Source organism: Salmonella sp. SJTUF14076, assembly GCF_015534835.1.
GTDB lineage: Bacteria > Pseudomonadota > Gammaproteobacteria > Enterobacterales > Enterobacteriaceae > Salmonella > Salmonella enterica.
In genome coordinates this window covers 628510-650159 of record NZ_CP064674.1, presented here as the reverse complement: position 1 = coordinate 650159, position 21650 = coordinate 628510, and the positions used below count along the sequence as shown (strand labels likewise).

Sequence of the window (21650 nt, the reverse complement as noted above, 5' to 3'; positions counted from 1 at the left end):
TCAATGCAAGGGAACATTATTGATATGTTAAAGATATTGTTTTTAAATTTACTAAAAGCAGTAATCGTATTTTTATTAATGATATGCGCGATTGGGTTTAGCATAGACGAAAACGTATCAAGTACCGCACGTTTTATTCTGGCTCCATTATTTTCAATATTACTGCTTTTCTTTTTTCATAAATGGCTAATTAAGCCATTGCTACTCAAGGCGAAATCAACAAAAAAAATACAGAAATCGCGTAGCCATAATGTAAATTCTTATGAAACTTACGTAGATTCGCTCACACGAAATCCTATGCCTACTCCCGCATCTGTTCCTACTGCTGAGAAGAAACCATTTCACAATAGGCCTGTTGTTGTATGGAGCGGAACGACTAAACCAGTTTCATTTCGCATACTCTCTGAGAAAGAGCGTAGAGAGGGTATTTTTACACAATTAGAAATTCACAAGGATGGTGATTTTTATTTTTATCTAGTAGACCAATCCACAGGTGAGATTACTCTGGTAAAGGAAAGAGAAATACAATCTAGAATTAAAATTAATTCACAGACTTATGATTTTGTGGAACTGTGTAGAAAGGTGTTGAAAATTGATCTCTCCGATTTGTTTGAGCAAGCAAAAGAAATACGTAAAGCAGCTAATGAACCATATGTAATTGCCAAATTTTCGCCAATAACAACATCATTCACATATTTATCATCTAATGGTAAAGAAAGAAGAACCGTGGATATAGACCAAGTATTAAAAAATGATAAAAATGACTATTATTTATCAGGATTTTGCCATTTAAGAAAGGAAAGACGAACCTTTATTTCAAGCAGATTTCAAACAATGTTAGTAACTGAGGGACATAAGAAATATTACTTTCACGATTGGCTGAAAAACGTTATAGGTATCGATTATGAGTGTTCGTAAACTTCCCTCTGGAGAATGGATCGCTGATTTCTATACCGTTGATAGAAAGAATGGAAAAGAAGGCAAACGCGTCCGCAAAAAATTCTCTACTAAGGGGGAAGCGCTGGCCTTTGAAAATTATACACTTCAGAAAATAGAGGATTCACCGTGGCTCGGTGATGGTAAAGATAACCGACGCCTCTCTGACCTTGTAAATTTGTGGTTTGATAGACATGGCATCACATTGAAGGATGGGGAAAAGCGAAAAAGCTCTATGCTCTGGGCTGCTGAATGTATGGGATCACCACTGGCTACAGAATTCAGCGCCCAGCTTTTTACTGCATACCGAGCAAAGCGCCTTGATGGCAATTTTGCCAGAACCAAGCGAGTATTGAAGGTTTCACCACGAACCATGAACCTTGAGCACGCTTACTTTTTGGCTGTTTTCAATGAGTTAAAAAGACTTGGAGAATGGCAAGCCCCTAATCCTCTCGAAAATGTTCGTCAGTTCAGAACCGACGAAAGCGAGATGGCTTTTCTTACCACCGAACAAATTGAGTTGCTGCTTGAAGAGTGTCGGCGCAGTTCCGCCAGGGATCTGGAAATGGTTGTAAAAGTGTGTCTTGCAACCGGCGCTCGATGGAGTGAAGCAGAAAAACTAAAACGTAGCCAGATAGCGGCAGGGAAAATCACATTTACTAAAACAAAGGGGAAACGTAACCGCACTATTCCCTTAGACCCTGAATTTGCGGCAGAACTCCCAAAAAAGAACGGAAATCTGTTCTCACCTTGCTATTATGCTTTTCGTTCAGCCCTGGAACGTGCGGGAATAGAACTACCGGCTGGGCAGTTAACTCACGTTTTACGCCACACTTTCGCCAGTCATTTTATGATGAACGGCGGGAACATCCTTGTATTACAGAAAATACTGGGTCATACCGATATCAAAATGACTATGCGCTATGCTCATTTTGCACCTAACCACCTTGAAGAAGCAGCGAAGCTCAACCCACTAAAGTGTCTCAAAAGTGTCGCACAAACTTAGATATTTTGCCTTTTTTAGCCCTATATTAATTTTATAACTCAATGTTTTTTAAATAAGTTATTGTTTTTAGATTGGTCATAATAGTTCTCATAATCGCTTGGTCGCTGGTTCAAGTCCAGCAGGGGCCACCAAATTTTAGCTTTAAAATCATATAATTAAGCCACTCTAAAGAGTGGCTTTTTTGTTTCTGACAGGGCTCGCCCCATACCGCTATTTACGATGCCAATAGGCTGCCGCACGTACCAGGTGTGGATCAAACCCCTTTTCAAAGCACTGACTTAAACGTTTTACCGTTTTGCCTTCGCCAGTAATCCAGATGAAATAGTCTGATTCTGGTATTGTCAGCTGCGACAGGCGCGTTTGCATTGCCTGTTCATCGCCGTCAACAACATATTCCACAGTAATATCCGTCAAATGGGCGAGATAATCGCGGTATGCCGCATCCTGAATGCTCACCAGCGCGGTTACCGCAGGGCGCACAGGCAGACGGCTAAGCGATTCCAGACGACGACGTAGCGCAGGCATACCGGACTCATCGCAGACATAAACCTGACAGGCATACTCTTCCGGCACCACCAGCGAACCGCGCGGCCCGCCGATCGTCAGTGTATCGCCTTCACGGGCTTCCATTGCCCAACGGCTGGCTACGCCGCCATCGTGGATAAAGAAATCCAGCGCCAGCTCGCGACGCGCCTCGTCATACAGCGGCGTGTAATCCCTGGAGACCGGGCGAACGCCCTCCCCCCAGATAATGCCTTCCTCAGTGACTGTCGGAGGCGTAAAGCGACAGCCTGGCTCAGGGAAAAAAACTTTCGTGTGATCGTCAAAGCCCAGGGAGATGAAACCGTCCAGCGCCTCGCCGCCAAGTACGATCCGCTGAAATCCTGCGCTAATACGTTCTACCCGCAGAACGGTCAGCTCGCGAAAACGCAGTTCATTACGAACACGCTGTGGATAGCGTGCGGATGATGTCGTCATTTTTTGCCTTCGTGAAGTAATACGATATATCTAAATTAAAGTTTTAAATGATAATGATTGTTAATCAGTAAAAATGCAACTGTTTTTTGATAGTGTTCTGTCAACACGTCGCTAACTATAACCTTAAAATAAAACCTTATAAATTAGTAGGTTATAGAAACAATCGCTTTTACCCTTGCTAAAAAGCATCATTTAGATATAAATTAGATATATCTAAATAAGCAGGAGGCAATGATGCAAAATCAACATGAAGGGTGTTGCAAAAACCGGGATCATAAGCACGACGGCTGCTGCAAAGATCGAGAACATCAGCATGAAGGCTGCCATAGCGCGCATCAGCATGAGAACGCCAGTTGCGGCGGCGAACACCGTCACGGACACGGCTGTGGTCGTCATGGACAGGGCGGTGGTCGACGTCAGCGATTTTTTGGCCACGGGGAGCTTCGGCTGGTCATTCTTGATATCCTGACCCGGGACGCCAGCCACGGCTATGAACTGATTAAAGCGATAGAAAACCTGACGGGGGGCGGCTATACGCCAAGCGCTGGCGTGATCTACCCTACGCTGGATTTTTTACAGGATCAGCAACTTATCACGATTAGCGACGAAGAAGGCGGGCGGAAAAAAATCGCGATTACCGCGAACGGCGCGCAATGGCTTGATGAAAATCGCGGACACCTGACGCATATTCAGGCGCGGCTAAAAGCCCGTTGTGTGGGCATGGAGTTACGTAAAAATCCGCAGATGAAGCGGGCGCTGGATAACTTCAAGGCCGTGCTGGATCTGCGGATAAACCACAGCGATATCAACGACGCGCAAATCAAACGCATTATCGGCGTGATTGATCGCGCGGCGCTGGAAATCGCCGAACTGGATTAAGCGGGCTGCGTGTCCTCTTCGCGGACGCGGAACACGTTCACCAGCTCTTTTAAATGTAACGCCTGTTCGTTCAGCGACGCTGCGGCGGCAACAGACTCTTCCACAAGGCAGGAGTTTTGTTGCGTGGCGGCGTCAATCAGGCCAATCGCGCTGTTAATCTGCGAAATACCGTCAGTTTGCTCGCGGCTGGCCTGCCCAATCTCACGTAATATCACATCCATCTCTTCGACGTTATCCACCATGCCATTAATCAGGGCGCTGGCTTTCTCCACCAGGTGCATCCCTTCCTGAGTCTGACTGGTTGAATCTTCAATCAAATTACGGATTTCACTGGCCGACGAGGCGCTCTTCTGCGCCAACTGGCGAACCTCTCCGGCGACAACGGCAAAACCACGTCCATGTTCGCCCGCGCGCGCCGCTTCAACCGCCGCGTTCAGCGCCAGAATATTGGTCTGAAAGGCAATGGAATCAATGATATTGATGATATCCGACATACGATTTGCCGTGTCGTTAATGACGCGCATTTTCTGCGTCACTTGATTCATCATCTCCCCATTGTTTTTCACCACGCTGGCGGCACCGGCAGAGAGTTTGGTCGCTTCACTGGTATGGTCAGCCGTATTTTTAACCGTGGCGGTAATCTGTTCCATCGACGCCGCCGTTTCTTCAACCGAGCTGGCCTGCTCTTCCGTACGCGCCGCCAAATCCTGGTTACCGGCGACAATTTGCGCCGCCGCTGTGGAGATACTTTCCGAACCGTTTTGCACTTCCTGTACGATATCCAGCAGACGCGTTTTCATCGCCATTAATGCTTGCAGTAGTACGCCTGTTTCATCTTTATAGTCGGTGGTGATATGACGAGTCAGATCGCCATCGGCAATCGCCTCGGCAAAGCGTACCGCGTCATCAAGCGGTCGGGTAATAGAACGCACAATGTACCATCCCATTACGCCTCCGGCGGCGATGCTTATCAGCGCCAAAGTGATTAACAGCGTCCGATTATTTTTAAAATCCTCTTTGACCTGCACGCTCGCTTCATGCATCTGCGCGTCCTGAACAGCGATAAGTTCCTGGACTTTGTCCTTATAGACTTTTTGCACCTGCACCGTTCTGGTCATCATCTCCTGAATGGCCGCCTGACGATTATTGCTTTGAATATCTTTCAAAATACGGAATCTGGACTCCAGGTATTGCTGGCGCGCTTCACGGATTTCATTAATGATTTTCTGTGAATCCGCATCGTGACTATTTTCCCTGGAAAGCTCATCCAGTAACGCCGAAATGCGCTGGCTTATCTCACTGAGTTCTTTCTGCGAGCTCTGGCTCCAGCGCCCCTCTTCATCCAGTAACATGAGCTGCTGCGCGATGATGAAATCATTAAAATTATCGATTAACAGATTGGCTTTTACCGTGGTGGGATAATCATTGGTAATAATGTCCTGCATACCCGTATTAGCCCGATCAAGGCTAAACAAAGACAGAGCGGAACTCACCACCATGAGAACAATGAATAAGCCAAAGGCCATAAATAATTTTGAACGTATTTTAATGTTATGCAAAAACATATTTTCTCCCTGGGATCGCATATCCTCATACAGGAAGATTTATCGGCAACAATGTTACTAACTTTATGATATTGATCGCTTTTTATTTCGGAACATTATTAGTAAGTAGGTGATGCTGCCAACTTACTGATTTAGTGTATGATGGTGTTTTTGAGGTGCTCCAGTGGCTTCTGTTTCTATCAGCTGTCCCTCCTGTTCAGCTACTGACGGGGTGGTGCGTAACGGCAAAAGCACCGCCGGACATCAGCGCTATCTCTGCTCTCACTGCCGTAAAACATGGCAACTGCAGTTCACTTACACCGCTTCTCAACCCGGTACGCACCAGAAAATCATTGATATGGCCATGAATGGCGTTGGATGCCGGGCAACCGCCCGCATTATGGGCGTTGGCCTCAACACGATTTTCCGCCATTTAAAAAACTCAGGCCGCAGTCGGTAACCTCGCGCATACAGCCGGGCAGTGACGTCATCGTCTGCGCGGAAATGGACGAACAGTGGGGATACGTCGGGGCTAAATCGCGCCAGCGCTGGCTGTTTTACGCGTATGACAGGCTCCGGAAGACGGTTGTTGCGCACGTATTCGGTGAACGCACTATGGCGACGCTGGGGCGTCTTATGAGCCTGCTGTCACCCTTTGACGTGGTGATATGGATGACGGATGGCTGGCCGCTGTATGAATCCCGCCTGAAGGGAAAGCTGCACGTAATCAGCAAGCGATATACGCAGCGAATTGAGCGGCATAACCTGAATCTGAGGCAGCACCTGGCACGGCTGGGACGGAAGTCGCTGTCGTTCTCAAAATCGGTGGAGCTGCATGACAAAGTCATCGGGCATTATCTGAACATAAAACACTATCAATAAGTTGGAGTCATTACCTAGTAAGTAATATTTATTGTTCACAGAAAGATGAACCAAAAGTGACATAAATTGGCACTAATAATGAAAGAAATACGCTAAAAGGTTAACCATTTCTTATTTATTAACTGAGTTTATACCTATTAATAGGTAGATAAGGGAGAAGGAATAAATATCACATTATTTTTAACATCACAGGCCACTGGTACTCTCTATGATGGCAGACACCGCCTTCTATCAGAGCACATCCGCCCGGTAAGCTTGTTGCTACCGGGCGGATGTCATTACCGTTGCGACCTACAAATAAACTTAATGCAGTACCGTGACCGCATCCTCCAGCCGGCTGGCACGGTGTTTTACCATCGCGGAGACTTGTGCGCTCTCTTCCACCAGCGCCGCATTCTTCTGGGTTATGCGGTTCAACTCGTCCACGGCGCGAGTCAGGCTGGAAAGCCCATCTGTCTGTTCCTGCGTCGACTGGCTGATCCGTGCGATAAGCAGGGTGACATTTTGCACCTGGGCTACAATGTCATCCATGGTACGGCCTGCGGCGTGAACCTGCTCGGAGCCTGACTGCACCTTTGTTGCGCTGGCGTCAATTAATTTACGAATATCGTTCGCCGCATTAGCGCTGCGGCTGGCAAGATGGCGTACCTCGCCAGCAACCACGGCAAACCCTTTCCCCTGCTCGCCCGCTCTCGCCGCTTCTACCGCCGCATTCAGCGCCAGGATATTCGTCTGAAAAGCGATATCGTTAATTAGCGTGGTGATCGTCCCGATACGTTGCGTACTGTGAGCGATATCATCCATCGTTTTAATCACCGTATCCATCGCCTTGCCTCCCTGAGTCGCCGCGCTACTGGCCGCCATGGAAAGCTTATCCGCAGCGGAAGCCGTCTCGGAATTGAGCTTCACAGACTCCGCCATCTGGTTCATGGTCGTTACCGTTTCCTGAACATTCTCCACGGTCTGACGGGTGTGTTCGTTCAGATCATTGTTACCCTTCGCCAGCCTTTCACTGCCGTTTCTGACGCTGGAAACCTGACTTGATACGTCATTGATCAGCCAGCGGCACATCAAGCCAAGCTGCCCCACGGCCCTCAGCGTCAGCCCCAACTCATCGCTACGATTAAGGTGTTGTACGCTGTTGCGTTCGCCGGTCGCCACTTTCAGCGCCTGCGTCGCCACATTTTCAATGGGACGCACAATTTGCCATTCAAATAGCGCCGTACCTGCCAGCATCGCCAACGCGCCCAACAACAACGCCTGCCATGAGGCATCCGTACCGAACAGCGCCAACGCCAGCATTACGGCCATTAGCCCCATAATACTACGCACTCGCCAGCGAACAGGCATAGCGGGCAGTTTGCCCAGCAAGCCCTGACGAACCACCAGGCCTTTATGAATACGTTTACTACACCGCCCTTCATTTAGCGCCTGATATAAAGGCTCGACGGCGGCAATCTCATCATCCGTGGCGCGGGTACGGATCGACATATATCCCGTCACACGCCCTTCACGTATCATCGGTACCGCGTTGGCCCGCACCCAATAATGGTCGCCGTTTTTACGCCGGTTTTTCACAATGCCGCTCCACGGTTCGCCCTGTTTTAGGGTATACCACATATCTGCGAAGGCAGCTTTCGGCATATCCGGATGACGCACCAGATTATGTGGCTGCGCCAGTAACTCGTTTAACTGATAGCCGCTCACCTGGACAAAAGTGTCATTGGCGTGAGTGATATAGCTTTCCAGGTCGGTCGTAGACATCAGAGTGGTATCATCATCCAGCGGGGTATTTAGCTGGCTGACGTAGGGATGAGAAGACATGATAGCGTCCTGTGCAGGTTATCTGGATGTTAATTTTTCGCTCAGATGTTATTTCGGCGCTAATCTATTTATCTTTAGTTGTTAAAATTGCTCTGGATCGCAATTTGCGATTAATCCTTAATATTTGTACGATTTTCACCTCATCCTGCGCCTTATTTTCATTATGAAATTGTTTAGCGTGGACAACCTTTTTCTTTAAAATCTGCCCTGGCTCACCTTTTTCTCACGCCGCCGCTAACGCAACACACCGTAAACCGTAAAACAAGATCTGCTCAAAATGCATCCAATTGTTAACGTATGACATTAAATGTTGTGTAAATGTGATTATTCCTGGTGTTTATCCCGATTTTCACTATGGGCTTAGACCCCCGCTAATCCCTGCAATACTTAATTCAGTATCATGTGATACACGGCCCTCTGGAGCTCATTTTGAACAGGTTACCTTCCAGCGCATCGGCTTTGGCCTGTAGCGCGCACGCACTGAATCTCATCGAGAAGCGAACGCTAAACCATGAGGAAATGAAAGCACTAAACCGAGAGGTCATTGACTACTTTAAAGAGCATGTAAATCCAGGATTTCTGGAATACCGGAAATCTGTTACCGCTGGCGGGGATTACGGAGCCGTAGAGTGGCAAGCGGGCAGTTTGAATACGCTTGTCGACACCCAGGGGCAGGAGTTTATCGACTGTCTTGGGGGGTTTGGCATCTTTAACGTGGGGCACCGTAATCCTGTTGTGGTATCCGCCGTCCAGAATCAACTCGCAAAACAACCTCTCCACAGCCAGGAGTTACTTGATCCCTTGCGGGCGATGCTGGCAAAAACGCTGGCGGCGCTGACACCGGGGAAACTCAAGTACAGCTTTTTCTGTAACAGCGGCACCGAATCCGTCGAAGCGGCGCTAAAACTGGCAAAAGCGTATCAGTCGCCGCGCGGCAAGTTTACCTTTATCGCCACCAGCGGCGCATTTCACGGCAAATCATTGGGCGCGCTCTCCGCCACGGCCAAATCCACCTTCCGCAGACCCTTTATGCCTTTACTGCCGGGCTTCCGCCATGTGCCGTTTGGCAATATTGACGCGATGAGCATGGCATTTAGCGAAGGCAAAAAAACGGGCGACGAGATAGCAGCCGTGATTCTGGAGCCTATTCAGGGTGAAGGCGGCGTGATCCTGCCGCCGCAGGGATACCTGACAGAGGTACGTAAGCTCTGTGACGAATTCGGCGCGCTGATGATTCTGGATGAAGTACAAACCGGCATGGGGCGTACCGGCAAGATGTTTGCCTGTGAGCACGAAAATGTGCAGCCTGATATTCTGTGTCTGGCGAAAGCCCTGGGCGGCGGCGTGATGCCGATTGGCGCCACCATCGCGACTGAAGAGGTGTTTTCGGTTCTGTTCGACAACCCCTTCCTGCATACCACCACTTTTGGCGGTAATCCGCTGGCTTGTGCTGCCGCGCTGGCGACCATTAACGTCCTGCTGGAGCAAAATCTCCCGGCCCAGGCGGAACAAAAAGGCGATACGCTCCTGGATGGTTTTCGACAACTTGCGCGTGAATATCCCAATCTGGTACACGATGCGCGCGGCAAAGGTATGTTGATGGCCATTGAATTTGTCGATAACGAAACGGGCTACCGTTTTGCCAGTGAGATGTTCCGTCAACGCGTGCTGGTCGCTGGTACGCTGAATAATGCGAAAACAATTCGTATTGAGCCACCGCTCACGCTAACCATTGAACTGTGCGAACAGGTATTGAAATCAGCGCGTAATGCGCTGGCGGCGATGCAGGTGAGCGTTGAAGAGGTTTAAACACGATGCCGGATGGCGCTATGCTTATCCGGCCTGTTTTCCCCGGGTCGCGGCCTCTTTTTTGAATCCCATCACAATCACCACATTCCCCTTTTCCCTTTTACCTCGCGACGGCTACAGTAGTAACTCATCCGACCACATAACAATAATTTTACATACTGGATACGCTTATGAGCTACCCGTCGCTGTTCGCCCCGCTCGATCTGGGCTTTACTACTCTCAGAAACCGCGTGCTGATGGGATCGATGCACACGGGTCTGGAAGAACATCCTGATGGCGCTGAGCGCCTGGCGGCATTTTATGCCGAGCGCGCGCGACACGGCGTAGCGTTAATCGTCACCGGCGGTATTGCGCCCGTTCCCTCCGGGGTCGTGATGACCGGCGGCGCGATGCTGAACGATGCCAGCCAATTAACGCCTCACCGCGTGGTGACCGATGCCGTACATGCGGAAGGCGGTAAAATCGCGCTGCAAATTCTGCACACCGGGCGTTACAGCTATCAGCCGCACCTGGTCGCGCCGTCGGCAATTCAGGCGCCAATCAACCGCTTTATGCCGCATGAACTGACGCATGATGAAATCTTGCAGTTAATCGACGACTTCGCGCATTGCGCGCAACTGGCGCGGGAAGCAGGCTACGACGGCGTAGAGGTGATGGGATCAGAGGGTTATCTGATTAATGAATTTCTCACGCGGCGAACTAACCATCGCGATGACGAATGGGGCGGCGACTATACCAGCCGTATGCGCTTCGCGGTTGAGGTAGTACGCGCGGTACGCCAGCGGGTAGGGAACGACTTTATTATTATCTATCGCCTGTCGATGCTCGATCTGGTGGAAAATGGCGGCACGTTCGACGAAACGGTACAACTGGCGCAAGCCATTGAAGCCGCAGGCGCAAGCCTAATTAATACCGGCATTGGCTGGCATGAGGCGCGAATCCCGACCATCGCCACGCCAGTACCGCGTGGCGCCTTTAGCTGGGTGACGCGGAAACTCAAAGGTCATGTGTCGGTTCCGCTGATCGCGACTAATCGCATTAACGATCCGCAGGTCGCCGAGACGATCCTGACGCGCGGCGATGCCGATATGGTGTCGATGGCGCGTCCCTTCCTTGCCGATGCCGAATTCCTGACTAAAGCGCAATCCGGACGCGCAGATGAGATCAACACCTGTATCGGCTGTAATCAGGCCTGTCTGGATCGGATCTTCATTGGCAAAGTGACCTCCTGTCTGGTGAACCCGCGCGCCTGTCACGAAACCCACATGCCGATAACGCCGGCCATACGCAAAAAGAATCTGGCCGTTGTCGGCGCAGGCCCTGCGGGGCTGGCTTTCGCGATTAACGCCGCGTCGCGCGGCCATCATGTCACGCTGTTTGACGCCCAGAGTGAAATTGGCGGTCAGTTTACTATCGCCAGGCAGATCCCGGGTAAAGAGGAGTTTTACGAAACGCTGCGCTACTACCGTCGAATGATCGATATTACTGGCGTTACGCTGAAACTGAACCAACGGGTGAACGCAGAGGATCTTCAGCCGTTTGACGAAGCGATCCTCGCCTGCGGAATAGTACCGCGACGCCCGCCGATAGACGGTATCGATCATCCAAAGGCATTGACCTACCTGGAGGTATTGCGCGATAAGGCGCCGGTTGGTAAACGAGTGGCGATCATCGGCTGCGGCGGGATCGGTTTTGACACGGCCATGTATCTGAGCCAGCACGGCGAATCCACCAGCCAAAATATTGCTGAATTTTGTACGGAATGGGGAATTGATACCAGCCTGCAACAGGCAGGCGGTCTGCGCCCGGAAGGCCCACGCCTGGCACGTAGTCCACGGCAAATCGTCATGCTGCAACGTAAAGCCAGCAAGCCGGGCGAAGGATTAGGTAAAACCACCGGCTGGATCCATCGCGCGACGTTACTGGCGCGCGGCGTGAAGATGATCCCGGCAGTCAGTTACCAGAAGATCGACGACGACGGATTACATCTCTTGATCGGCGGCGAACCGCAGTTGCTGGAAGTGGATCATGTGGTGATCTGCGCCGGACAAGAACCCCGCCGTGAACTGGCGGACCCGTTACGCGCCGCAGGTAAAACGGTACATCTTATCGGCGGATGCGATGTCGCGATGGAGCTGGATGCCCGACGGGCGATTGCCCAGGGCACCCGACTGGCGCTGGAGATTTAACGACTTTGCCTGATGGCGCTGCGCTTATCGGGCTTACGCCGTCATACCGGTTTTATAGGCCGGTATGACGCTTGAGCGCCTTATCGACGGCGCCCCTGCTTCACCGCTTTCAGAATAACAAATTTATTGTTGGTTGCTACCGTCGCACAATTACCGAAAATCTTCTTCAGCTTGTGGAAATAGTCCAGATGGCGGTTCGCCACAATATACAGTTCGCCGTTGATTTTCAGGCAGCGGCGGGCGTGATGGAACATCTCCCAGGCGATATTGTCCGTCAGCGCATGTTTCTGGTGGAACGGCGGATTGCAGAACACCGCGTTAAAACGGAACGGCTCCACGCCGGAGAGCGCGTTGTTGATCATAAATTCGCAGCGTTCGAATGCTTCCGGCAGGTTCGTTTCTACATTCAAACGGCTGGAATCTACCGCCATCGGCGATTCATCGACAAATACCACGTTCGCCTGCGGATTTTTCGCCAGTAAGCTCAGGCCAATCACCCCATTGCCGCAACCGAGATCGACAATCTCCCCGTCGAGGTTTTCCGGCAAATGCTGCATAAAGAAGCGCGCGCCGATATCCAATCCGGTACGAGAAAACACATTCGCGTGGTTGTGAATCGTCCAGCATGTATCTTCCAGTTTCCAGCTTAGCGTTTGCGGCGCGTCGGCCAGTTGCGGATGACTGAAGGTACAGTTAATCAGGCGCGCTTTCTTCCACGCCAGCGTCGTCGTGGTTGGGCCCAGTACTTTTTCAAACAGTTCCAGCGTAGAGGTATGAATATCACGCGCTTTCGCGCCGGCGATAATACGCGTTTGCGCCGTAACGACCTTACGCAAAGCGCGTAACTGCTGTTCCAGCAACGCCAGTGTTTTCGGTACTTTAATCAATACCACGCCCGGCGCCTGCGGGTAGTCAGCGGTACTGTCGAGAAACGTTACGCTGGACTCCGCGATGGCGTTATGGCGTAAATTCTCTCGCGTACCCAGTTCGCTTAAATATGAATCGCCAATACTGTATGGCGAATGCTCCGCCAGAGCACAGCTTAGCGCGCCAAACGTATCATTCAGGATCAGCACCGGGCCGCGAATTTCCGTCTCATCCAACTGTTGCAGCAGATACTCATCGGCCGCCTCCCACGCCAGAAGCGGGTTAACATCATCCGTTTGCGGAAAACGTTTCAGCGTCAGTGAACGGAAACCGTCGTCTACGTGGCTCATTAGGCCTCCTGAATGGTAAAATTGCGGCGTTATCCCTGAAAAGGGTGCGTGAGTATACACTTTTTATCAGCAACATGGAGCTTTGATGACCTCACTAACTTACCTTCAGGGGTATCCGGAACATCTCCTTGCCCAGGTGCGCGCCTTAATCGCCGAGCAGCGCCTGGGGGCGGTGCTGGAAAAACGTTATCCCGGCGCGCATGATTACGCTACTGACAAAGCGCTATATCACTATACTCAGGAACTGAAAAGTCAGTTTCTGCGCAATGCGCCGCCCATCAATAAAGTGATGTATGACAGCAAGATCCATGTGCTGAAAAATGCGCTGGGACTGCATACCGCTGTCTCGCGCGTTCAGGGCGGCAAGCTCAAGGCAAAGGCGGAGATCCGCGTCGCCACCGTGTTTCGCAACGCCCCGGAGCCATTCTTACGGATGATTGTGGTTCACGAACTGGCACACCTGAAAGAGAAAGATCATAACAAAGCGTTTTATCAGCTCTGCTGCCATATGGAGCCGCAGTACCATCAACTGGAGTTTGATACGCGACTGTGGCTGACGCATCAGGCGCTGTCGGCACAATAAATTCTGAAAATGCCCCTTCCCCCGTATCTTTTTAACGGCGTGGGCATAAAATCGGCGCGTTCACATTTCGCTCATTGCCTGCCGCCACGTCAAGGATGACGATCTGTAGAGGGTATTTTTTATCCACCGCCAACGGAACCGTGCAACAACCATGCTCTCACAATGTGCCCGTTTTATCCGCCGCCTCTGTTTTACACGCCGGGCGTTAACAGTGGCGTGTTTTCTGCTTGTCGCGGCAGGCGTCGCGCTTTTCTATTCTAACTGGCTTATCGTCAACGCCTCACAGCATCTGACATGGAATGACATTCAGACCGTTCCCGCCCGCAACGTCGGGCTGGTGTTAGGCGCTAAACCCGGCAATCGGTATTTTACCCGGCGGATTAATACTGCCGCCGCGTTGTATCACGCCGGTAAAGTGAAGTGGCTGTTAGTCAGCGGCGATAACGGCAAAAAAGAGTACGATGAACCTTCGGCGATGCAGCAGGCGCTGATAGCGAAAGGTGTGCCGGAAGCGGCCATTTTTTGTGATTATGCCGGATTCTCCACGCTGGACTCCGTGGTTCGCGCCCGGAAAGTGTTTGGCGAAAGCCGCATTACGATTATCTCGCAAGCATTTCATAATCAACGGGCGATCTGGCTGGCGCAACAATATGGCATTGACGCTATCGGCGTTAACGCGCCGGATCTGAATAAAAGGCACGGAACCTACACACGACTTCGGGAAAAGCTGGCGCGGGTTAGCGCGGTGCTGGATGCCAAAATTTTGCACCGTCAGCCTAAATATCTGGGCGCTGGCGTCACTATTGGGGCTGATAGCGCACACGGGTGCCCTTCTCGCCAGTAAAATGCCAGAGTGCGTCGCAGCGCACTGGCAAGGGCGGAAAGGCGTGCTACATTGACGAAAATCCCTTTCTGGAGTCCGCTGACGTTTATGATACGTTTCGCTGTAATTGGGACTAACTGGATCACGCGCCAGTTTGTCGACGCCGCCCATGAAACCGGCAAATTCAGGCTCGCCGCCGTTTACTCCCGTAGTCTTGAACAGGCGCAGTCTTTCGCAAATGATTATCCCGTCGAGCATCTGTTTACCTCGCTGGAAGCGATGGCGCAAAGCGACGCGATTGAGGCGGTTTATATCGCCAGCCCGAATTCCCTGCATTTCTCCCAGACGCAGCGCTTTTTGCGGCATAAAAAACATGTCATGTGCGAAAAGCCGCTGGCTTCTAACCTGGCGGAGGTTGATGCCGCTATCGCCTGCGCGCGCGATAATCAGCGGGTACTGTTTGAAGCCTTTAAAACCGCCTGCCTGCCCAATTTCCTGCTGCTGCGGGAATCGTTGCCGAAAATCGGCAGAATGCATAAAGCATTACTAAATTACTGCCAGTACTCTTCACGTTATCAGCGCTATCTGAACGGTGAAAATCCGAATACGTTTAATCCGGCCTTCTCCAATGGTTCGATTATGGATATCGGGTATTACTGTCTGGCGTCGGCGATCGCGCTATGGGGCGAGCCGCGCAGCGTTCAGGCGTCGGCGAATTTATTGGAAAGCGGAGTAGATGCGCACGGCGTCGTGGTTATGGATTACGGCGATTTTAGCGTCACGCTACAGCATTCCAAAGTCAGCGACTCGGTACTGGCCAGTGAAATTCAGGGCGAGAGGGGATCGCTGGTCATTGAAAAGCTGTCGGAATGCCAGAAAGTGTGTTTTGCGCCGCGCGGCGCGCTGATGCAGGATCTGACCCAGCCTCAGCATATTAATACCATGCTGTATGAAGCCGGGGCGTTTGCCCAGCTTATTGAAAACCACGCCGTGGAACATCCGGGGTTGTCGCTAAGTCGCGCCACGGCAAAATGGCTGACAGAAATACGCCGTCAAACCGGGGTCATCTTCCCGGCGGACGATCTGACCCATCCCCTTACTGCGTAAAATTATGTAAATCATATGTTACAGGTCATTGACTCTACGCGTGGCCTGTCATACTTTGTTACGCGCAAAGGGGAGTAACTTCATTGCCGGTCGATCGTCATTACGATGTGTGCAAAACCACATCCGGTCACCGGGCAGCCATAAAGGAATGCGTCAGCGTATTCCTTTATTGTTGTAAGTGAGACCTTGCCGAATGGCAAGGTCTATGCATAAAAGCAGCGGCTAATGCCATTCGGCGTTAGCCGTTTTTTTTTGCATGGGGAGAAATAATGAATACTGTTGGTACGCCATTATTATGGGGTGGATTCGCGGTTGTTGTGGTGATAATGCTATCCATCGACCTGTTGTTGCAGGGACGCCGTGGCGCACATGCTATGTCGATGAAACAAGCGGCAGGATGGTCAATCCTGTGGGTAACGCTCTCGCTACTGTTTAACGCCGCTTTCTGGTGGTATCTGGCTGAAACGCAAGGGCGCGAAGTTGCTGACCCGCAGGCATTAGCGTTCCTTACCGGCTATCTGATTGAAAAGTCGCTGGCCGTAGATAACGTCTTTGTCTGGCTGATGCTGTTTAGCTATTTCTCCGTCCCTCCGGCTCTGCAACGCCGGGTGCTGGTGTATGGGGTTCTTGGCGCGATCGTGTTGCGTACTATCATGATTTTCGCCGGTACCTGGCTTATCACTCAGTTCGAATGGCTGCTGTATGTGTTCGGCGCCTTCCTGCTGTTTACCGGCGTAAAAATGGCGCTGGCGAAGGAAGACGAATCCGGCATTGGCGAAAAACCGATGGTGCGTTGGCTGCGCGGGCATCTGCGCATGACTGATACGATCGAGAACGAGCACTTTTTCGTACGTAAAAACGGCCTGCTGTATGCCACGCCGCTGCTGCTGGTGCTGATTATGGTTGAGTTCAGCGATGTGATCTTCGCCGTTGACAGTATTCCGGCGATCTTTGCGGTCACCACCGACCCGTTCATCGTACTGACCTCTAACCTGTTTGCCATCTTAGGACTGCGCGCGATGTACTTCCTGCTGTCCGGCGTGGCGGAACGCTTCTCGATGCTGAAATATGGTCTGGCGGTCATTCTGGTCTTTATCGGCATTAAGATGCTGATCGTCGACTTCTACCATATTCCTATCGCGATTTCGCTGGGCGTAGTGTTTGGCATTCTGACCATTACGCTGGTGATTAACGCCTGGGTTAACCATCAGCGCGATAAGAAACTACGAGCGCAATAATCTTTTATCGGGGTAAACCTGCCCCGTCAAAAACGCCCGGCAGCGCACACCTGTCGGGCGTTTTTGTTTAACATGTCACAATACTGTTAATGTAAAGTTATAAAACATGATCACAGCAAAAAATCCAGGATATTTCGCTTCCCGAACCTTCAACTTTCCTTATACTCAACCAGGCAAACACTTTGTTACATCCTGAAAGATGCGCCGTAAGAGCGTGCAGGGGATGACCAGCAACACAATACAAGGAATATGAAATGGCTACGCAACGAGCATCAGGGCTACTGCAGCGTTTAGCGCAAGGCAGTCTGGTTAAACAAATTTTAGTGGGTCTGGTACTGGGGATTTTACTGGCATGGATTTCTAAGCCTGCGGCGGAAGCGGTTGGCTTGCTTGGCACCCTGTTCGTCGGCGCCTTAAAAGCGGTCGCCCCCGTTCTGGTGCTGATGCTGGTAATGGCCTCGATCGCCAACCACCAGCACGGTCAAAAAACCAATATTCGCCCTATTCTCTTTCTTTACCTGCTAGGCACCTTTTCAGCCGCGCTGGCGGCCGTTGTGTTCAGCTTCGCCTTCCCTTCAACGCTGCATCTGTCCAGTAGCGCCCAGGATATCGTGCCGCCGTCCGGCATTGTAGAAGTCCTGCGCGGTCTGTTGATGAGCATGGTGTCGAACCCCATCGACGCGCTGCTGAACGCTAACTATATCGGGATTCTGGTGTGGGCCGTCGGTCTGGGATTTGCCCTGCGTCATGGCAATGAAACCACCAAAAACCTCGTGAACGATATGTCTAACGCCGTGACCTTTATGGTGAAACTGGTGATCCGTTTCGCGCCAGTCGGTATTTTTGGTCTGGTTTCATCAACGCTTGCAACCACCGGCTTCTCCACCCTGTGGGGCTATGCGCACCTGCTGGTCGTCTTGATTGGCTGTATGCTGCTGGTCGCGCTGGTGGTCAACCCGCTGTTGGTATTCTGGAAAATTCGTCGCAACCCTTATCCGCTGGTGTTCGCCTGCCTGCGTGAAAGCGGTGTTTATGCCTTCTTTACCCGCAGTTCTGCCGCCAATATTCCAGTGAATATGGCGCTGTGCGAAAAACTGAATCTGGACAGGGATACTTACTCCGTTTCCATTCCGCTGGGTGCCACCATCAATATGGCCGGCGCGGCAATTACCATTACGGTTCTGACGTTGGCGGCAGTCCATACGTTAGGCGTCCCGGTGGATCTGCCTACAGCGCTGCTGCTGAGCGTGGTGGCCTCGCTGTGTGCTTGCGGCGCCTCCGGCGTGGCAGGCGGTTCATTGCTGCTGATCCCGCTGGCGTGCAACATGTTTGGCATCCCGAACGATATCGCGATGCAGGTAGTGGCGGTCGGCTTTATTATCGGCGTATTGCAGGATTCGTGTGAAACGGCGCTGAACTCATCTACCGATGTTCTGTTCACTGCGGCAGCCTGCCAGGCAGAGGACGAACGTCTGGCGAATAACGCCTTGCGTAGCTAAGTGATTATCGATGCCGGATGGCGTATGCCATCCGGCGTAACGATAAATCTGAATCTCCCAATCCATAGGCTGTGATGGAAAGCGAATTGATGTTCACGCGCAACATCCTCGCGTAACGTTATATGTAGATGGCGTCTGCCGCGGCGCTCGGTCAGCGTAAAGTATAAAGTGTCAGCCTGTGTAAATCCTCTCGCCACCCTCCCTTGCGATAAGCAAAATCAAAGCTCAACGACGCGTAATTTCTATAACGGACTTCGTTGACCTTTGTTACAATTAGATGCATTTTGAATTTTTGTGTGTTAGTGCTTGCTTACTTCACAACTTAACAAGGAATAGTTCAGGCCGCGAATTTGCCGTTTCCGCAACGCTGATAAAAACTCCAACTCTGTTGCGGCAGTGCAAACCTCAGATCACCGGCGTGACGTTAACCGATTCTCCAGGAATACTGAATGGAACTACTGACTCAATTGCTGAATGCCCTGTGGGCTCAGGACTTTGAAACACTGGCCAATCCTTCCATGATTGGCATGTTATATTTTGTGTTATTTATGATTTTGTTTCTGGAAAATGGGCTGCTCCCTGCCGCCTTTTTGCCTGGCGACAGCCTGTTGATTCTGGTCGGCGTGCTGATCGCCAAAGGCGCGATGGGTTTTCCACAAACCATTTTGCTGCTTACCGTCGCGGCCAGCCTGGGTTGCTGGGTGAGCTATATTCAGGGCCGCTGGCTGGGGAATACCCGCACCGTACAAAACTGGCTCTCTCATCTCCCCGCACATTATCATCAACGCGCCCATCACCTTTTCCATAAACACGGCCTGTCGGCATTACTGATAGGCCGTTTTATCGCGTTTGTCAGAACGCTGCTGCCCACCATTGCCGGCATATCCGGCCTGAATAACGCGCGCTTTCAGTTTTTCAACTGGATGAGCGGCTTGTTGTGGGTGCTTATCCTGACGTCGCTGGGCTATCTGCTGGGCAAAACGCCCGTCTTTATGAAGTATGAAGATCAGTTAATGTCATGCCTGATGCTGCTGCCCGTAGTGCTGCTCTTTTTTGGCCTGGCGGGTTCACTGGTCATGCTGTGGAAAAAGAAGTATGGGAGCCGGGGATAACTTATGCTTAAACCACGCATAACTGCCCGACAACTCATTTGGATCAGCGCTTTTCTACTGATGCTGACCATACTCATGATGGCGTGGTCAACGCTGCGTCAGCAAGAGTCGACGCTGGCCATTCGCGCGGTTAACCAGGGCGCCAGTATGCCAGACGGCTTCTCAGTTCTGCATCATCTGGATGCGAACGGCATTCATTTTAAAAGCATTACGCCTAAAAATGACATGTTGCTCATTACCTTCGATTCCCCTGCGCAAAGCGCCGCAGCAAAAACAGTGCTTGATCAAACGCTGCCACACGGTTATGTCGTCGCTCAGCAGGACGATGACAACGAAACGGTACAGTGGCTGTCCCGCTTACGGGAAAGCTCACACCGCTTTGGCTAATCTCCAGGAATCCGAATCATATCACTCACTTTGGTGATTTCATTGTTTAATGACTATGATTAATAAAGCGGTGTTTAACCCACCGCGTTATTATCGGGATCACCGCCCCGGACAACGGGTCCGAACATAAGGGAAAGTTCAGGAATGAAATACCGCATCGCTTTGGCTATCACGCTTTTTACACTTAGCGCCGGTAGCTACGCTAATTCGCTTTGTCAGGAAAAAGAGCAGGATATACAAAAGGAAATTAGCTACGCTGAAAAGCACAACAATCAGCGCCGTATTGAGGGTCTGAACAAGGCGCTCAGCGAAGTACGCGCTAATTGTACTGACAGCAAGCTACGCGCCGAGCATCAGAAAAAGATCGCTGAGCAAAAAGAAGAGGTAGCCGAACGCCAACGTGATTTAGCCGAGGCAAAAGCAAAAGGCGATGCGGATAAAATAGATAAACGTGAACGTAAGCTGGCCGAGGCTCAGGATGAGCTAAAAAAACTTGAGGCCAGAGACTACTAAATTAACGCCGAATGTAAATACTCACACACCTGGAGAAAACTATGTCGAAAGATAACACTACGGAACATCTGCGCGCTGAGTTGAAATCCCTGACCGATACGCTTGAAGAAGTGCTGAGCTCTTCGGGCGAAAAGTCGAAAGAAGAGTTGAGTAAGATTCGTAGCAAAGCCGAGCGCGCGCTGAAAGAGAGCCGTTACCGCCTGGGCGAAACGGGTGATGTGATTGCCAAACAGACTCGCGTCGCCGCCGCCCGCGCCGATGATTATGTGCGCGAAAATCCCTGGACAGGCGTAGGCATTGGCGCCGCTGTCGGTCTGGTGTTGGGCGTACTGCTGACGCGTCGTTAATTATGGCGGACTCTCGACAGGCACAAGGACCAGGCAAAAGCGTACTGGGTATCGGGCAGCGGATTATCACCATTATCGTTGAGATGGTGGAAACCCGGCTGCGACTGGCGGTAGTAGAACTGGAAGAAGAGAAGGCGAACCTCTTTCAGCTTTTGCTGATGGTAGGTCTTACCATGCTCTTCGCGGCGTTTGGCTTAATAAGCCTGATGGTTCTGGTCATCTGGGCTATCGATCCTCAGTACCGTTTGAACGCGATGATCGCTACCACTGTTGTGCTGTTAGTGCTTGCGCTAATCGGCGGCATCTGGACTTTGCGCAAAGCGCGTCAGTCCACGCTATTGCGCCATACGCGGCACGAACTGGCTAACGATCGGCAAATTCTGGAGGACGATCAGTCGTGAGCAGCAAAGGCGAACGCGAAAAACGTAAAGCGCTGCTTCTCAGTCAGATCCAGCAGCAACGGCTGGATCTGTCCGCCAGCCGTCGCGACTGGCTGGAGACCACCGGCGCATACGATCGCGGCTGGAATACGGTGTTAAGCCTGCGCTCCTGGGCGCTGGTCGGTAGCAGCGTAATGGCCATCTGGACCATCCGCCATCCTAATATGTTGGTACGCTGGGCGAAACGCGGCCTGGGTATCTGGAGCGCCTGGCGCCTGGTAAAAACTACCCTCCGTCAACAACAACTCCGCGGTTAATATCTTTTCTTTTATAGCATCGCGCCATCAGGTTATCACCTGGTGGCGCGATACTTTTATGCATATCGTCTCTTTAGCAA

Annotated in this window: 21 protein-coding genes; 17 read left to right on the top strand and 4 right to left on the bottom strand. The window is 51.2% G+C overall.

The annotated features are described in order from the left end of the window. The first annotated feature begins 24 nt into the window (after positions 1-24). Entirely contained in the window at positions 25-918 is an 894-nt protein-coding gene (locus tag HU143_RS03110; RefSeq protein ID WP_001748619.1) for a WYL domain-containing protein, read from the top strand. Beyond that, positions 905-1942 (top strand): tyrosine-type recombinase/integrase, encoded by a 1038-nt coding sequence (locus HU143_RS03105; RefSeq protein WP_001748617.1) that lies wholly within the window; start codon positions 905-907, stop codon positions 1940-1942. The genes HU143_RS03110 and HU143_RS03105 overlap by 14 nt, the downstream gene beginning before the upstream one ends. 210 nt (positions 1943-2152) lie before the next feature. On the opposite strand, the gene HU143_RS03100 is transcribed toward HU143_RS03105, so the two are convergent. Further along, positions 2153-2920, bottom strand: coding sequence for a siderophore-interacting protein (locus HU143_RS03100; RefSeq protein WP_023226573.1), 768 nt, complete (start codon positions 2918-2920; stop codon positions 2153-2155). Positions 2921-3151: 231 nt separating this feature from the next. Here HU143_RS03100 and HU143_RS03095 point away from each other — a divergent pair, with 231 nt between their 5' ends. Next, positions 3152-3799, top strand: a complete 648-nt coding sequence (locus tag HU143_RS03095; RefSeq protein WP_089541743.1) for a PadR family transcriptional regulator — start codon at positions 3152-3154, stop codon at positions 3797-3799. On the opposite strand, the gene HU143_RS03090 is transcribed toward HU143_RS03095, so the two are convergent. Next, positions 3796-5364, bottom strand: a complete 1569-nt coding sequence (locus HU143_RS03090; RefSeq protein WP_000478462.1) for a methyl-accepting chemotaxis protein — start codon at positions 5362-5364, stop codon at positions 3796-3798. The two genes, HU143_RS03095 and HU143_RS03090, sit on opposite strands and share 4 nt — an antisense overlap. A 163-nt stretch (positions 5365-5527) precedes the next feature. Between HU143_RS03090 and HU143_RS03085 the strand changes: the two genes are divergently transcribed. Then, positions 5528-6225, top strand: a protein-coding gene (locus HU143_RS03085; RefSeq protein ID WP_095033700.1) for an IS1-like element IS1B family transposase whose coding sequence is annotated in 2 segments (ribosomal slippage) — positions 5528-5777 and positions 5777-6225 — 699 coding nt in all. Because the reading frame shifts where the segments join, the coding sequence is not laid out codon by codon here. Positions 6226-6528: 303 nt separating this feature from the next. On the opposite strand, the gene HU143_RS03080 is transcribed toward HU143_RS03085, so the two are convergent. Further along, the gene (locus HU143_RS03080) at positions 6529-8049 is read right to left on the bottom strand and encodes a PAS domain-containing methyl-accepting chemotaxis protein (protein ID WP_064441647.1); all 1521 of its coding nucleotides are present in this window, start codon (positions 8047-8049) and stop codon (positions 6529-6531) included. Positions 8050-8478: 429 nt separating this feature from the next. Between HU143_RS03080 and ygjG the strand changes: the two genes are divergently transcribed. Further along, complete coding sequence (gene ygjG, locus HU143_RS03075; protein WP_001520281.1) at positions 8479-9858, top strand: putrescine aminotransferase; 1380 nt, start codon at positions 8479-8481, stop codon at positions 9856-9858. A gap of 170 nt (positions 9859-10028) precedes the next feature. Beyond that, positions 10029-12047: an NADPH-dependent 2,4-dienoyl-CoA reductase gene (locus tag HU143_RS03070; RefSeq protein ID WP_023226575.1), complete on the top strand. Its 2019-nt coding sequence runs from the start codon at positions 10029-10031 to the stop codon at positions 12045-12047. Positions 12048-12127: 80 nt separating this feature from the next. Here HU143_RS03070 and rlmG read toward each other — a convergent pair whose 3' ends face one another. After that, positions 12128-13264: a 23S rRNA (guanine(1835)-N(2))-methyltransferase RlmG gene (rlmG, locus tag HU143_RS03065; RefSeq protein WP_023226576.1), complete on the bottom strand. Its 1137-nt coding sequence runs from the start codon at positions 13262-13264 to the stop codon at positions 12128-12130. Positions 13265-13349: 85 nt separating this feature from the next. Between rlmG and HU143_RS03060 the strand changes: the two genes are divergently transcribed. From HU143_RS03060 to HU143_RS03010, 11 genes are all read left to right on the top strand, one after another. After that, on the top strand, positions 13350-13847 hold the full coding sequence (locus tag HU143_RS03060) for a M48 family metallopeptidase (RefSeq protein ID WP_000202966.1): 498 nt from the start codon (positions 13350-13352) through the stop codon (positions 13845-13847). A gap of 151 nt (positions 13848-13998) precedes the next feature. Beyond that, positions 13999-14691 (top strand): SanA/YdcF family protein, encoded by a 693-nt coding sequence (locus HU143_RS03055; RefSeq protein ID WP_000951045.1) that lies wholly within the window; start codon positions 13999-14001, stop codon positions 14689-14691. A gap of 87 nt (positions 14692-14778) precedes the next feature. Next, positions 14779-15777: a Gfo/Idh/MocA family protein gene (locus HU143_RS03050; RefSeq protein WP_023226577.1), complete on the top strand. Its 999-nt coding sequence runs from the start codon at positions 14779-14781 to the stop codon at positions 15775-15777. A 269-nt stretch (positions 15778-16046) separates the two neighbouring features. Next, the gene (locus HU143_RS03045) at positions 16047-17015 is read left to right on the top strand and encodes a TerC family protein (protein WP_001098833.1); all 969 of its coding nucleotides are present in this window, start codon (positions 16047-16049) and stop codon (positions 17013-17015) included. A 254-nt stretch (positions 17016-17269) separates the two neighbouring features. Continuing rightward, positions 17270-18514: a serine/threonine transporter SstT gene (gene sstT / locus HU143_RS03040; RefSeq protein ID WP_000235363.1), complete on the top strand. Its 1245-nt coding sequence runs from the start codon at positions 17270-17272 to the stop codon at positions 18512-18514. Positions 18515-18963: 449 nt separating this feature from the next. Further along, positions 18964-19626, top strand: a complete 663-nt coding sequence (gene yqjA / locus HU143_RS03035) for a DedA family general envelope maintenance protein YqjA (RefSeq protein WP_000422141.1) — start codon at positions 18964-18966, stop codon at positions 19624-19626. 3 nt (positions 19627-19629) lie between these two features. Next, positions 19630-20013, top strand: a complete 384-nt coding sequence (gene mzrA / locus HU143_RS03030) for an EnvZ/OmpR regulon moderator MzrA (RefSeq protein WP_000917512.1) — start codon at positions 19630-19632, stop codon at positions 20011-20013. A 144-nt stretch (positions 20014-20157) separates the two neighbouring features. Continuing rightward, complete coding sequence (locus HU143_RS03025; protein WP_000877297.1) at positions 20158-20526, top strand: DUF1090 domain-containing protein; 369 nt, start codon at positions 20158-20160, stop codon at positions 20524-20526. Positions 20527-20567: 41 nt separating this feature from the next. Continuing rightward, entirely contained in the window at positions 20568-20873 is a 306-nt protein-coding gene (locus HU143_RS03020; RefSeq protein ID WP_000031219.1) for a DUF883 family protein, read from the top strand. A 2-nt stretch (positions 20874-20875) separates the two neighbouring features. Then, positions 20876-21274, top strand: a complete 399-nt coding sequence (locus HU143_RS03015) for a phage holin family protein (RefSeq protein WP_023226578.1) — start codon at positions 20876-20878, stop codon at positions 21272-21274. Then, positions 21271-21570, top strand: coding sequence for a YqjK-like family protein (locus HU143_RS03010; protein ID WP_000095496.1), 300 nt, complete (start codon positions 21271-21273; stop codon positions 21568-21570). The genes HU143_RS03015 and HU143_RS03010 overlap by 4 nt, the downstream gene beginning before the upstream one ends. Positions 21571-21650: the final 80 nt, after the last annotated feature.